Raw genomic sequence first — 12,310 nt, 5'->3', positions numbered from 1 at the left:
GGGGTCTGACACCGGCGCCCGGCGGCCGTCAGTCCTTGCGTCCGACGCCCGCGTAGATGCCGATCTCCTCGTACCGCGCCGGCGGCGGGGTGTCCGGGCGCCAGAACGGGACCTGCACCAGGCCGGGTTCGACGAGGCCGAAGCCGTCGAAGAACGGCTCGATCTCCGCGTACGGGCGCAGGTTCAGGCCCGCGGTGGCCTTGTTGTAGACGGCCTGCGCGTCGGTGCGGTCGGCGAAGTCGCCGGTGGCGTGGGAGAGCACCAGGTAGCTGCCGGACGGCAGCGCGTCGCGCAGGGTGGCGACGACCTGCCGGGGCCCGTCGGCGTCGGTGAGGAAGTGGAGCACCGCCACCAGGAACACCGCGACGGGCTCGTCGAAGTCGAGGACCCGGCGGACGTCGGGGTGGTCCAGGATGGACCGCGGGTCGCGGACGTCGGCCTGCACGATGCTCGTCGCGCCGGCCTTGCTCAGCAGCGCGTCGGCGTGGGCGCGGACGATGGGGTCGTTGTCGACGTAGACGACGCGCGTGTCCGGCGCGGTCTCCTGGGCGGTCTCGTGCACGTTCGGGGCGGTGGGCAGGCCCGTACCGATGTCGAGGATCTGGCGGATGCCGCTGCCGACGACGTGGCGGACGGCGCGCTGGAGGAACGCGCGGTTGGCGCGCAGGCCGATCCGCGCCTCGGGCGCGGCGGCGACGAGTTGCTCGCCGGCCCGGCGGTCGACCTCGTAGTTGTCCTTGCCGCCCAGCAGGTAGTCGTAGATCCGCGCGGGATGCGGCCTGCTGACGTCGATCTCCTCGAAACGGAAACCGTCCGGTGTCACACTGCGCTCCTCTCGACGTGCGCCACAGTAGTACGGCCCGGGCCTCCTGCCCCGTCGGCGGGTACGTGGAACCATGTGGCCCACCGACGGAGGAGGAGTGCCATGCCGGACCACGGCATCGAGCGGATTCCCGGGCCGTCCGCCGCGAGCGAGAGCGACGGCGTCAAGGCGATCACGGCGGCGGGCGGGCTGCACAACTATCAACTGATGCTGCACGCCGAGTACGGCCCCCTGGTGCGGTTCCCCTTACCGGGCGCGGACATGGCGGTGTCGGTCGCCGATCCCGTGCTGCTGGAGGCCACCGCGGAGATCGACAAGCGGCCGGAGAAGCTCTTCGAGTTCCTGGCGCCCCTCCAGGAGTCGGGCAACCTCCAGACGCTCCCGGCGGCGGAACACGGGCCCTGGCGGCGCGTGATGCTGTCGGTGCTGGCCGGACGGCCCGCGCACGAGGCGCACTTCGCGCAGTTCGCCGCCCTGACGGCGGCGATGGCCGACCGGTGGGCGGAGCGGTCGGCGCACGGGCCCGTGGAACTGCAGAAGGACCTGAGCAGGCTGTCGCTGCAGATGGTCTGCGAGTTCGCCCTGGGCAGCGGCCTGGCGTCCGAGGAGTCCGCGGGGCGGGTCGTGTCGGCGTTCGAGGACCTGCTCACCGACTACCTGGCGCGGCTGTACCAGGTGGACGTGGCCGGCCCGGCGGAGGAGCGCCGCGCCCGGTCGGACCGGGCGCTGGCGTATCTGCGTACGACCGTGGACGGAGTGCTCGCCGCCCACGAGGAGCGCGGCCCCGCGGCGGAGGCGGACCACAGCGACATGATCGCGGCGCTGGTCGCGGCGGGCGAGTCGCCGGCGCGGATACGCGACACGGTGCTGATGACGATGATGGCCGCCCAGCACACGACGGGTGTGGCGATCTCCTGGGCGCTCTACCTGCTCGCGCAGCACCCCTCGGCCGCGGAGCGCGCCGCCGCCGAACTGGACCGGGTCCTGGGCGACCGCGCCACGCCCACGTACGCCGACCTGAAGCAACTCCGCTATCTGGACACGGTCCTCCGCGAGGCGATGCGCCTGTACCCACCGGGCCCGTACGGCGCCCGCGAGACCACCGCGGAACTCCGCCTCGGCGACTACACCCTCCCCGCCGGCACGACGGTCTTCTACCCGTTCTGGGCCGTCCACATGAACCCCGCCCACTGGCCGGACCCGACCCGCTTCGACCCGGACCGCTTCACCCCGGAAGCCTCCGCGACCCGCCACCGCCTCGCCTACATCCCGTTCGGCATCGGCCCGCGGAGCTGCGAGGGCGCGGCACTGGCCCTGGTCGAGGCGAAACTGGCCCTGGCGGTCGTACTGAAACGGTTCGACCTCACGCTGACACCGGACCAGACGGTGACACCGGTGGAACGCTTCGTCCTCTGGGCCGCAGAAGACATCCGCATGACCCTCACCCCCCGCTGCCCCGGCCGGGGGCACGGGTTCAGTGGGCGTACCTCCGAATAAGGACATTGGCATCACTGACGGCAGACAGGTCCCCCACCGCACGGGCCGCGGCCCGTGCGGCGACCAGTTCGGCACACCGCCCGCAGCCGGGGGCGGAAGTGGCGTCCGCGGGTGGGAACATGGCAGACAGGTGGTCCTCCATCGAGGTACGGCCCTTGGTGCTCACGGCCGCCCCTTCGACGCCGGCGGGGCGGCGACGTACATCCGGCCCTGGCCCAAGTCGTCCTCGCCGGCCGCGGTGACGCAGTACCCGCCGGCCAGATGGACGGCCCGCCGGAGGACCGCGGACCCGTCCCGCTCCCGGCTGATGCGTTCCCACGAGTCGACGAGGCACACCCTGCCGGTGGCGGCCCGCCGCATTGCGTGCGCCATGCCTTGCCACCGCGGGCGCGGCCAGTTCGTGAGCGCACGGTCCACCCACTCCCCGGCAACCACCCAGCCGTGCTCGACGGCGTAGCGGCGGCAGCGCTCTATGCGCTCGTCCAGTGCGGCGGTCGCCAACGTGGCGCACCGGTCGTAGATGTAGGCGGCAATCGGCGGCGTTGCCATACCCTCAGGCATCATCACAGCCCTTCGGTCAAGTTCGGGTGCTCAGAAGGTAGGACGCGGTATACCAATGAGGGGCACACAGAGTGTGTGCCTTGTCGCAGGGGGCCACCATGGACACTGCGGGGATCGGCCGCCGGAGGCCCCTGGGAGGTTCGAGGACGGGTGGTCCGCGCTGGACACCGCCGCGGGGTTGGAGCCGTCGGCGGTCGCGGACATGTCCCGGGAGCGGCGGGCCAGGCACCACATCGCCCTGCACACGCGTCGCTCCTGACACGGCGGAAGGACGAGGCCGCGAATGAGTTGCTCAAAGCGGACACGCTGGCACCCGAGGAAGTCGAGGGCCGCCCGGAAACGGTGAGTCTGGTGAAGAACCTGCTGGGAGCGACGCCCCGGCCGGGAGCACGGTTGTGTGCGCTGGCGGGGCGGTGTGGACTCCAGGCATGACCCGCGTCCTGTACCTGATCGCATGTGCCGCCGGTCCGACCGAGCATGTCGATGACGGAGTGCGCGCCGCCCAGGCGGAGGGTGGGACACGTGCCTGGTCCTGACGCCGTCGGCGGCCCGCTGGTGGGGGCCGCGGGTTGCCGAACTCGCGGCGCTGACGGGGCACCCCGTCCGGTCGCAGTACAAGCTGCCGGGCGAGAGGGACGCGCTTCCGAAGTGCGACGCGATGCTGGTGGCTCCCCTGTCCTGCACGTCGTTGTGCAAGTGGGGCGCGGGGATCGCGGACACACTGGCCCTCGGCCTTGTGTCGGAGGGCGTGCACATGGGCGTTCCGGTGCTGGCCATGCCCTACTTCAACCAGGCACAGGGCGCCCAGCCGGCGGTCGCGCGTGCGGTGGAGACGCTGCGGTCGCAGGGTGTGGTGTACCTGGACGGCCCGGAGGGGTACGAGCCTCACCCACCGCGCCACGGAAACGCGGCGGGCTTTCCCTGGGACCGGGCCCTGGACGCGACGGCGAGGGCCGCGCGGAGGGAGCCGCATGGATGAGGTGACGGTGCGGTGTTTCGACGGGGGTGCCGCCGCGGAGACGCTTGAGGCGTTCCTGCCCGCGTACCGGGAGATCTACGTCGAGCCGCCGTACCGCGAGGGGCCCGAGGACATCGCCGGTTTCGCCGGGCTGTTCGCCGTCCACGCCGGGCGGCCGGGCTTCCGCGTGGCGCTGGCCGTCGCCGGTGGCGAGGTCGTCGGCTTCGGCTACGGCTTCCGCCCGCCGCCGGACACCGGCTGGTGGCGCAACCTCCTCCGGCCGCCGCCGGCCGCGTTCGCCGCCGAGGACGGGCAGCGCACCTTCGCCGTGGTCGAGCTGGCCGTCCGCAAGCCCTGGCGGCGGCAGGGGGTCGCCCGGCGGTTGCATGCCGCTCTCCTCGCAGGGCTGGCCGTGGAGCGGGTGGCGCTTACCGTGCGGCCCGAGCCCGGGGCGGCGCCTGCTCGGGCCGCGTACGAGTCGTGGGGGTACCGGAAGCTCGGCAGGTCCCAGCCGGGGAGTGCCGCCCCCGTGTACGAGGCCGTGGTTCTGCGACTGCGGCCACCGGCTGCCGACGGCACGGCCCCGACCGCGTAGATGCTGGTCAGGGCCTTGGTGTGTGGGTGCCCGTCAGCACGGAGTGGCGGACCATTGCTGTCGCGAATGAGGGCTTGCGAGGCGTGTGGTGGCTGGATCCGCCGTGAGCCGCGCCCGGTGGGGGCGGTGTCTACGGGCGGCGCGTCCTCATCTGCGTTCGTAGTGGAAGCGGCATGCCACGACGTGGACGGTGTCGTCCTCGTCGATGCGGTACACCAGCCGGTGCTCGGAGTTGATGCGCCGTGACCAGTAGCCGGAGAGGTCGCTCCGTAGCGGCTCGGGCTTGCCGATCCCCTCGTGGCCGTTGCGGTCGATGTCGGCGATGAGCTGGTTGATCCGTTTCAGAAGCTTGCGATCGTTCGCCTGCCACCACAGGTAGTCTTCCCAGCCGTCATCGAGGAAGAGAACCTTCACGCGGCGCCCTGTCCGGCCTCGTCGCCGGAGTCGACCAACTCGCGGACCGTGCCATGGCCCGCGCGATCCTGCTCGATCGACCTGCGCAGACGCTCGGCCATCGCGGGCGACCGCAGCAGGTAGTCGGTCTCCTTCAGTGCCTCGTACTCGGCGAGCGAGACGACGACCATCGGCTCGTGACCGGCCCGGGTGATGACCAGTTCCTCGGCGTCCTGCTCGACCGCATCGAGGGCGTCGGCGAGGGCGGCGCGCAGCTCAGTGACACTCATTGTCTTCACGACGTACACGATAACGTACAGGAGTGCAGCGGGGAGAGCGACGGATGCCGTCGGTGTCACGCGATCGATGAGGACTATGGCTGAACGGCTCGCATGGTTCGTCAGTCCCGCCAGGACATCGCGACGACCTTCTCCGGAGCCGGAAGCCAGCACTGTATCGGCCACGGGGCCGGGGGATGCTCTCCACCGCCGGGCCCTGGGTCACGGAAGCCTCGTGTCAGCACAGCCGTGCTGACACGTCAGCACGACCCCCCCTCCGACCGCATTCTCGCAGTTCGGAGGGGCGAAGAGTGGGTGCCCCCAACGGGATTCGAACCCGTGCTACCGCCTTGAAAGGGCGGCGTCCTGGGCCACTAGACGATGAGGGCCGACGGCCCGCCGGGGCGCTGGTTGAGCCGCGCTCGGGGGCTCCAGCAGGATATGGGATGGCGGGGGAGATCGCCAAAACGATTCCTTCCGGTGCCCCGAGCCCGGCCGGCGGGCCCGGCCGGGAGCCGCGGCGCACCCCCGGCCGGGAGGCGTGCCGCGGGTCCCGGCCGGGGGGGGCGCGGTGTCAGGCGATGACGAAGAGGAGCGAGGCCAGGCCGAAGGCCGAGAGGCCGATCGTCGTCTCCATCACCGTCCAGGTCTTCAGCGTCGTCTTCACGTCCATGTTGAAGAACCGCCCCACCAGCCAGAATCCCGAGTCGTTCACGTGGCTGGCCGTGACCGACCCCGCCGCCGTGGCCAGGACGATCGCCGCGAGCTGCACCGCGTTGTAGTCCGCGTCCAGGACCACCGGCTGGATCAGCCCCGCGGCCGTCGTCAGGGCGACCGTCGCGGAGCCCTGGGCGATGCGGAGGGCGGTGGCGACGACGTACGCGACGACGATGACCGGCAGGCCCAGGTCGCTCATGGCGTCGGCGAGGGCGTCGCCGATGCCGCTGGCGCGCAGTACGCCGCCGAACATGCCGCCGGCGCCGGTGATGAGGATGATCGCGCAGACCGGGCCGAGCGCGGAGTCGACGAGCTTCTCGATCATCTCCACGCCCTTGCCGCGGCGCGTGCCCAGGACGTACGACGCGACGAAGACCGTCAGCAGCAGCGCCACCGGTGTCGAGCCGAGGGCGCGGGCGACGTTGTACCAGGACTCCGTGTCCTCCACCCAGCCCGCCGCGCGGGCCGTGTCCAGGCCGGTGTTGGCGAAGATCAGCACCAGCGGGAGCATGAGCAGCCCGATGACGGTGGACGCGCTCGGCGGCTCGGGCTGCTTGTCCTCCTGCGGGCCGCCGGTGAGGATGTCCGGCACCGCCAGGACGATCTTCTCGCCGATCCACAGGCCGTAGAGGTAGCTGGTGACGTACCAGATCGGGATGGCCATCACCACGCCGATCGCCACGACGAGCCCCACGTCCGCGCCCAGCAGTTCGGTCGCGGCGACGGGGCCCGGGTGCGGCGGCACGAAGACGTGCATGACGGAGAACGCGCCGGCGGCCGGCAGCCCGTAGCGCAGGACGCCGCCGCCGAGGCGGCGGGCGATGGTGAAGACGATCGGCAGCATCACGACGAGGCCGGCGTCGAAGAAGATCGGGAAGCCGAAGATCAGCGACGCGAGGCCGAGCGCGAACGGGGCGCGGTCCTCGCCGAACTTCCGGATCATGGCGTCCGCGAGGCTCTGCGCGCCGCCGCTGACCTCCACCAGCCGGCCCAGCATCGCGCCGAGGCCGACGAGCAGCGCGACGCTTGCGAGCGTCGAGCCGAAGCCCTCGGTCGCCACGGGGACCACCTGGGCGGCCGGGATGCCGGCGGCGAAGGCGGTGAGGATGCTGATGGTGACCAGCGCGAGGAAGGCGTGGATGCGCAGGTAGATCACCATGAAGAGGAGCACGGCCACGGCCGCGCCGGCTATCGCGAGCAGCGGGCCCGCGGACATCGTCTGGGTCCAGTCTTCGACCTCTTGGGCCAGATGCACCGTCGTCATCGGAAAAGCTCCATCGCTTCTCGGGTACGGGGACGGGGTTGTGGTCGGGGAAGGGGTGGGAGCAGCAGGCGGAGAGCGGGTGGGTGTGGTGGGTCCGGGGAGGGAGGGAGGCGCTTCTCGGGTACGGGGACGGGGTTGCGGGCGGGGATCGGGTGGAGAGCGGGTGGGGTGTCGTGAGTGCGGGGAGGGTGGGAGGCGTCGGGCTGCTACGGGCCGGGTGCGGGCGGGGACCCGCGGCGCGAGTGCGTGGACCGCGTGGCGTGACGCGTTACGGGCCCGGGGTGGCGGTCACGGCCGGGCCCAGGCGGCGCAGCGCCTCGGCTGCCACCTCCTCCGGCGTCCCCCCGATGTCCACCACCACCCCGTCCTCGTCCGCCGCCAGCGGCTCCAGGTCCGCCAACTGCGAGTCGAGCAGCGCCGGCGGCATGAAGTGGCCGGACCTGCCGCCCAGTCGGCGGGCCAGGGTGTCGTGGTCGCCGTGCAGGTGGACGAAGCGGACCCGCGGGCCGGCGTCGCGCAGGACGTCGCGGTAGGCGCGCTTGAGCGCGGAGCACGTGACGATCGCGTTCTCGCCGGCGTCCGCCCACGCCGCCAGCCACCCGGCGATGGCCCGCAGCCAGGGCCGGCGGTCGGCGTCGGTGAGGGGGGTGCCGGCGCGCATCTTCTCGATGTTCCTGGCGGGGTGGAAGTCGTCGGCCTCCGCGAGCGCCCAGCCGAGCCGGTCGGCCAGCAGCCGGGCGACGGTGCTCTTGCCGGCGCCGGAGACGCCCATGACCACGAGCCCGGTGTGGGTGCCCGAGGTGATCAACCGGTGCGTAGAAGGCGGTGACATGAAGCCTCCCTAGAATGGTGTTACCAATCGCTGGGAAAGGTAGCACCAATGGCCGAAACCGGGGAAGGGTCCCGTCCGGGATACTCTTCAGCGGTGGAGCTACGGGGCGTCGGCCATGGGAAGCGCGAGCACGCCGCAGCGTCCCCGCCGCCCCCCGCCACCGACGCCGCCGTCCTGCACAGCTCCGTCCTCGACACCATCGGCGAGGAGATCACCGGCGACGCCCTGCCCGAGGGCCACGTGCTCACGCTGGAGCAGATCCGCGAGCGCTTCGGCGTCTCCCGCACCGTCGCCCGCGAGACCATGCGGATCCTGGAGTCCATGGGCCTGGTCCGCTCGCGCCGCCGCGTCGGCATCACCGTCCAGCCCCGCGCCTCGTGGAACGTCTACGACCCCCGCGTCATCTGGTGGCGCCTCTCCGGTCCCGGCCGCAACGCCCAGCTCCGCTCGCTGACCGAACTCCGCATCGCCGTCGAGCCGCTCGCCGCCGGGGCCGCCGCCCGCAGCGCCTCCGCCGCCGAGCGGGAACGGGCGGTCGGGATCGCCGCCACCCTCCGCGCACTCGGCGAGGCCGGCGACCTCGACCGCTTCCTGGAGGCGGACATCGCCTTCCACACCCTGCTGCTCCAGGCCAGCGGCAACGAGATGTTCGGCGCGCTCGCCGACGTCGTCGCCGTCGTGCTCCAGGGCCGTACCCAACTCGGCCTCATGCCCCACCACCCCGAGCCCGCGGCCCTCGACCTGCACGAGGCGGTCGCGGACGCGGTCGCGGGCGGCCGGCCGCGGGACGCGGAGACCGGGATGCGGGAGTTGCTGGCGGAGGTGCGGCACGCGATGCTGCCGCTGTGGGAGCCGCGCACGCGCAAGGGGTGAGCGGGCCGACGGCACGCGTCCCGCGTACGCCCCGGGTGACGCCGGTTCCCGTACGCGCCGGGTGCCGTCCGCCCGTACGCACATGGCGCCCCTGTCCGCCTACGGCAAAGAGCCCCGCCGGTCGTCCGTCGACGACCCGCGAGGCCCTTCCGCGGCCCGGCCGGCTCCCCCGGCCGGAGGCCGCTCAGTGCTTCTCCAGCTCCACCTTCGGCAGGATCCGCGCCAGCGGCGCCGGCATCCACCACGCGCGCTTGCCCATCAGCTCCATCGCCGCCGGCACCACCATGCACCGGATGATGACCGCGTCGACGAAGATCGCCACCGCGAAGGCGAAGCCCGCCTGTTGCAGCAGCCGGGTCGGGCTGAGGACGAAGGCCGCGAAGATCACGATCATGATCGAACCGGCCGCCGTGATCACCGAGCCGGTATGGGCCAGCCCCTCCCGTACGGCGCGCGACGGGTCCCGGTCCTCCGAGTTGACCCATTCCTCGTGCATCCGGGAGATCAGGAAGATCTCGTAGTCCATCGAGAGGCCGAAGACGATCGCGAAGATCATCACCGGCACGTACGCCTCGATGGGGCCGCCCTCGAAGCCGAGCGCACCGTCCTGGAAGACCAGCTTCATCGCGCCGAGCGCGGCGCCGATGCTGAGCAGGTTCAGGAACGCGGCCTTCAGCGGGATGAGCACCGAGCGGAACACCGCCATCAGCAGGACGATGGACAACCCCACCACGATGATCATGAACAGCGGCATCCGGTCGCCGAGTTTGCCGGCGTAGTCCTCGGATGCCGCCGTGGCCCCGCCGACGAGGTACTCCGCCCCGTTGTCCTCGGTCAGCCCCGGCAGCACGTCGTCGCGCAGCGTGCCGACGAGCTCCGTGGTCTCCTCGTCCTGCGGCGAGGTGGTGGGGAAGACGAGGACGGTCGCGGCCTCGCCGTCCGGGGTGGCCGTCGCGGGCGCGGTGGCCGCGACGCCCTCGGTGCCGCGCAGCGCGGAGGACACCGCCGCCGCAGCGTCTTCCGCGCTGCTGCCGCCGCCGCCCTCGGTGACGACCAGCAGCGGGCCGTTGAACCCGGGGCCGAACCCGTCGGAGAGCAGGTCGTACGCCTGCCGGCTGGTGGAGTCGTCGGGGTCGTTGCCGGCGTCGTTGAAGCCGAGGCGGATGCCCAGTGCCGGGAAGGCGAGCGCGCCGAGGAGGATCGCGGCGCCCAGCAGGGCGGCCAGCGGACGCTTCTGCACCGCCGCCGCGAGCTTCCGCCAGCCCTCGCCGTCCGCGGACTTGCCCTTGGCCCTGCGCTTCTCCGCCCGCTTGGTGAACTGGCGGGCGAAGCGGTTGCCGAAGATGCCGAGCAGCGCGGGCAGCAGGGTCAGCGCGGCGAGCATCGTCATCAGTACGGTCAGCGCCACCGACAGCGCCATGCCCTGGATCGAGCCGAGCCCGAGGGCGGTGAGGCCGAGCAGCGCCAGGATGACGGTGCAGCCGGCGAAGAACACCGAGCGGCCGGCGGCGTCCATGGCCGTGACGGTGGCCCGTTCCGGCTCGGCGCCGCGCACCAGCTCGGCGCGGTAGCGGGCGAAGATCAGCAGCGCGTAGTCGATGCCGACGCCGAGGCCGACGAGGAACATGATCGGCGGGGTCCAGGACGCGATGGTGAAGAGGTGCGACGCCAGGACGATGACGCCGACCGTCGAGCCGACCGCGAAGAGGGCGATCACGATGGGCAGGCCGGCGGCGATGAACGTGCCGAACATCAGCACCAGGATGACCAGCGCGGCCACCAGCCCGACCATCTCCCCGGTGCCGGTCTCGCCCTCCGCGAGCAGCCGGACCGCGTCACCGCCCAGTTCGACCTGGAGCCCCTGGCCCTCGATCTCCTGCGCGGCGTCGACGATGCGTTCCGTGTCCTCCAGCGGCATGTCGTCGGACGCCACCTCGAGTCGCACGGTGGCGTAGCCGATCGTGCCGTCCTCGGCTATCGCGGTCGGGTTGTCGTAAAGGCTCTGTACGTCGCCGACGTTGGGCAGCTCCGCGACCTCCGCGAGCATCGGGTCGACGCGCTCACGCACGCCGTCCACCCCGCCCCGGTCGTGCAGGACGATGTCGATGGTGTCCGCCGCCCGCTCCGCGCCGTGCTCCTTCAGCAGGTCGGCGGCCGCCTGCGCCTCGGTGCCGGGGAGGGAGGTGTCGTTCTTGTAGGAGTCGCCGACCGCGGTGGCGATGCCCCACACGCCGGCCAGCACCGCCACCCACAGGGCCAGGGCGATCCACTTGCGGCGGTGGGCGAAGCCGCCGACCCGGACGAACACGCCCTTTTGCACCGGCGGTTCCGCGGTCTCTTCTCGGTCATCGGTAATCGTCATGATCTCTTCCCCGGAGGGTCGTCAAGCGTCCCCGGGGTGGGCCCCGGGCTTCCGTAGCCTGTTGACGACGCAGCCCCCCGGGGTGTGACATGGATACTCGCCGGAACCGGGCCGTGTCGCCACGTGACCGGCCATTCGTCTGAACGGGACGGGGCAATGACGAAACGGGACGCACGGGACACCGGTCCGGACGCCGGACAAGGCGCCTCGCGGGACGCCGAGGAGCAGCTCGCGCGCTCCTTCGAGGCCAACAGGCCGCGGCTGCTGCGCGTGGCGTACACGATGACCGGCTCCCTGGTGGAGGCCGAGGACTGCGTGCAGGACGCGTGGCTGCGGCTGCGGCGGCTCGACGACCCCGGTTCCGTGCGGGACCTGGGCGCCTGGCTGACGACGACGGTCAGCCGGCTGGCGCTGGACGCCCTGAGCAGCGCGCGGGCTCGGCGCGAGCAGTACGTGGGCACGTGGCTGCCGGAGCCGCTGGTCGCGGACCGCTCGCACGACCCGGTGGACCGGGTGACGTTGGACGAGTCGGTGAGCATGGCGCTGCTCGTGGTGCTGGAGCGGCTGTCGCCGGCCGAGCGGACCGCGTTCGTGCTGCACGACGTGTTCAGCGTCCCGTTCCCGGAGATCGCCGAGGTCGTCGGCCGGTCGCCGGCGGCGGTACGGCAGTTGGCGTCGCGGGCGCGGCGGCAGGTGGAGGACGGCCGGCCGCGGACGCCGGCGACGGTGGCGGAGCAGCAGAAGGTGGTGGAGGCGTTCACCGCGGCGTGCCAGGACGGCGACCTGCCGGGGCTGATCGCGCTGCTCGACCCGGACGTGGTGCTGCGCGGCGACGGCGGCGGCAAGGTCGTCACGCTGCAGCGCACGGAGCGCGAGGCGGCGCGGGTGGCGCAGATGATCATCACGTACGCGGGCAAGGTGGGGCCGCTGAGCATCCGGCCGGTCGAGGTCAACGGCGTGCCGGGGCTGGCGATCCGGGCCGGGACCGGGCAGCTCGCGGTGCTGTCGCTCACGGTCGACGCGGGGCGGATCACGGCGATCGACATCATGCGCAACCCGGACAAGCTGGCGAAGGTCCCGGACCTGGACTGAGCCGGGTGCGGCCGCCGGACGGGCGCCCCCCCCCCCGGGGGCGGCCCCCCCCCCCGCCGGCGCGG

At 72.4% G+C, this 12,310-nt stretch carries 11 protein-coding genes, 1 tRNA gene and 1 pseudogene; 5 read left to right on the top strand and 8 right to left on the bottom strand.

Features of this window, described 5'->3' with window-relative positions; all coding sequences use genetic code 11:
• Positions 1-28 precede the first annotated feature (28 nt).
• Complete coding sequence (locus tag LG396_RS21380) at positions 29-823, bottom strand: SAM-dependent methyltransferase (protein ID WP_225795977.1); 795 nt, start codon at positions 821-823, stop codon at positions 29-31.
• A gap of 102 nt (positions 824-925) precedes the next feature.
• On the opposite strand from LG396_RS21380, the gene LG396_RS21375 reads away from it, so the two are divergent.
• On the top strand, positions 926-2,320 hold the full coding sequence (locus LG396_RS21375) for a cytochrome P450 (protein WP_225795976.1): 1,395 nt from the start codon (positions 926-928) through the stop codon (positions 2,318-2,320).
• A 162-nt stretch (positions 2,321-2,482) separates the two neighbouring features.
• Here the strand turns inward: LG396_RS21375 and LG396_RS21370 are convergent, their stop codons facing one another.
• On the bottom strand, positions 2,483-2,869 hold the full coding sequence (locus LG396_RS21370; RefSeq protein ID WP_225795975.1) for a recombinase family protein: 387 nt from the start codon (positions 2,867-2,869) through the stop codon (positions 2,483-2,485).
• Between the two features lie 440 nt (positions 2,870-3,309).
• Here LG396_RS21370 and LG396_RS21365 point away from each other — a divergent pair.
• Both LG396_RS21365 and LG396_RS21360 read left to right on the top strand, forming a co-directional pair.
• A pseudogene (locus LG396_RS21365) lies at positions 3,310-3,860 on the top strand (flavoprotein).
• Positions 3,853-4,434 carry a GNAT family N-acetyltransferase gene (locus LG396_RS21360; protein WP_225795974.1) on the top strand — a complete coding sequence of 194 codons (582 nt, stop codon included), beginning with the start codon at positions 3,853-3,855 and terminating at the stop codon, positions 4,432-4,434. The pseudogene LG396_RS21365 and the gene LG396_RS21360 overlap by 8 nt, the downstream one beginning before the upstream one ends.
• Positions 4,435-4,581: 147 nt before the next feature.
• Here the strand turns inward: LG396_RS21360 and LG396_RS21355 are convergent, their stop codons facing one another.
• The 5 genes from LG396_RS21355 to LG396_RS21335 form a co-directional block, all read right to left on the bottom strand.
• A complete protein-coding gene (locus tag LG396_RS21355) occupies positions 4,582-4,848 on the bottom strand; it encodes a Txe/YoeB family addiction module toxin (RefSeq protein WP_037743788.1) in 267 nt (88 codons plus the stop codon).
• Positions 4,845-5,135: a type II toxin-antitoxin system Phd/YefM family antitoxin gene (locus tag LG396_RS21350; protein ID WP_027745963.1), complete on the bottom strand. Its 291-nt coding sequence runs from the start codon at positions 5,133-5,135 to the stop codon at positions 4,845-4,847. The genes LG396_RS21355 and LG396_RS21350 overlap by 4 nt, the downstream gene beginning before the upstream one ends.
• A 286-nt stretch (positions 5,136-5,421) precedes the next feature.
• Positions 5,422-5,494: transfer RNA gene (locus tag LG396_RS21345), tRNA-Glu, on the bottom strand.
• 185 nt (positions 5,495-5,679) lie between these two features.
• Entirely contained in the window at positions 5,680-7,086 is a 1,407-nt protein-coding gene (locus tag LG396_RS21340; RefSeq protein WP_018844509.1) for a GntP family permease, read from the bottom strand.
• 268 nt (positions 7,087-7,354) lie between these two features.
• Complete coding sequence (locus tag LG396_RS21335; RefSeq protein ID WP_051102945.1) at positions 7,355-7,918, bottom strand: gluconokinase; 564 nt, start codon at positions 7,916-7,918, stop codon at positions 7,355-7,357.
• Positions 7,919-8,011: 93 nt separating this feature from the next.
• Here LG396_RS21335 and LG396_RS21330 point away from each other — a divergent pair, with 93 nt between their 5' ends.
• Positions 8,012-8,791, top strand: coding sequence for a FadR/GntR family transcriptional regulator (locus LG396_RS21330; RefSeq protein ID WP_225795973.1), 780 nt, complete (start codon positions 8,012-8,014; stop codon positions 8,789-8,791).
• Between the two features lie 184 nt (positions 8,792-8,975).
• Here the strand turns inward: LG396_RS21330 and LG396_RS21325 are convergent, their stop codons facing one another.
• Positions 8,976-11,153, bottom strand: coding sequence for an MMPL family transporter (locus LG396_RS21325; RefSeq protein WP_225795972.1), 2,178 nt, complete (start codon positions 11,151-11,153; stop codon positions 8,976-8,978).
• Positions 11,154-11,309: 156 nt separating this feature from the next.
• On the opposite strand from LG396_RS21325, the gene sigJ reads away from it, so the two are divergent.
• Positions 11,310-12,245 carry an RNA polymerase sigma factor SigJ gene (gene sigJ, locus LG396_RS21320; protein ID WP_037743779.1) on the top strand — a complete coding sequence of 312 codons (936 nt, stop codon included), beginning with the start codon at positions 11,310-11,312 and terminating at the stop codon, positions 12,243-12,245.
• Positions 12,246-12,310: the final 65 nt, after the last annotated feature.

It is taken from the genome of Streptomyces aculeolatus (assembly GCF_020400605.1).
GTDB lineage: Bacteria > Actinomycetota > Actinomycetes > Streptomycetales > Streptomycetaceae > Streptomyces > Streptomyces aculeolatus.
Note: the sequence above shows the minus strand (reverse complement) of the source record. Positions and strands in the feature narration are given on the sequence as shown.

Coding starts and splice junctions, on each gene's coding strand:
- LG396_RS21375 (WP_225795976.1), top strand. CDS start 926: ATGCCGGACCACGGCATCGAGCGGATTCCCGGGCCGTCCGCCGCGAGC.
- LG396_RS21370 (WP_225795975.1), bottom strand. CDS start 2,869: ATGGCAACGCCGCCGATTGCCGCCTACATCTACGACCGGTGCGCCACG.
- LG396_RS21360 (WP_225795974.1), top strand. CDS start 3,853: ATGGATGAGGTGACGGTGCGGTGTTTCGACGGGGGTGCCGCCGCGGAG.
- LG396_RS21340 (WP_018844509.1), bottom strand. CDS start 7,086: ATGACGACGGTGCATCTGGCCCAAGAGGTCGAAGACTGGACCCAGACG.
- LG396_RS21335 (WP_051102945.1), bottom strand. CDS start 7,918: ATGTCACCGCCTTCTACGCACCGGTTGATCACCTCGGGCACCCACACC.
- LG396_RS21325 (WP_225795972.1), bottom strand. CDS start 11,153: ATGACGATTACCGATGACCGAGAAGAGACCGCGGAACCGCCGGTGCAA.
- sigJ (WP_037743779.1), top strand. CDS start 11,310: ATGACGAAACGGGACGCACGGGACACCGGTCCGGACGCCGGACAAGGC.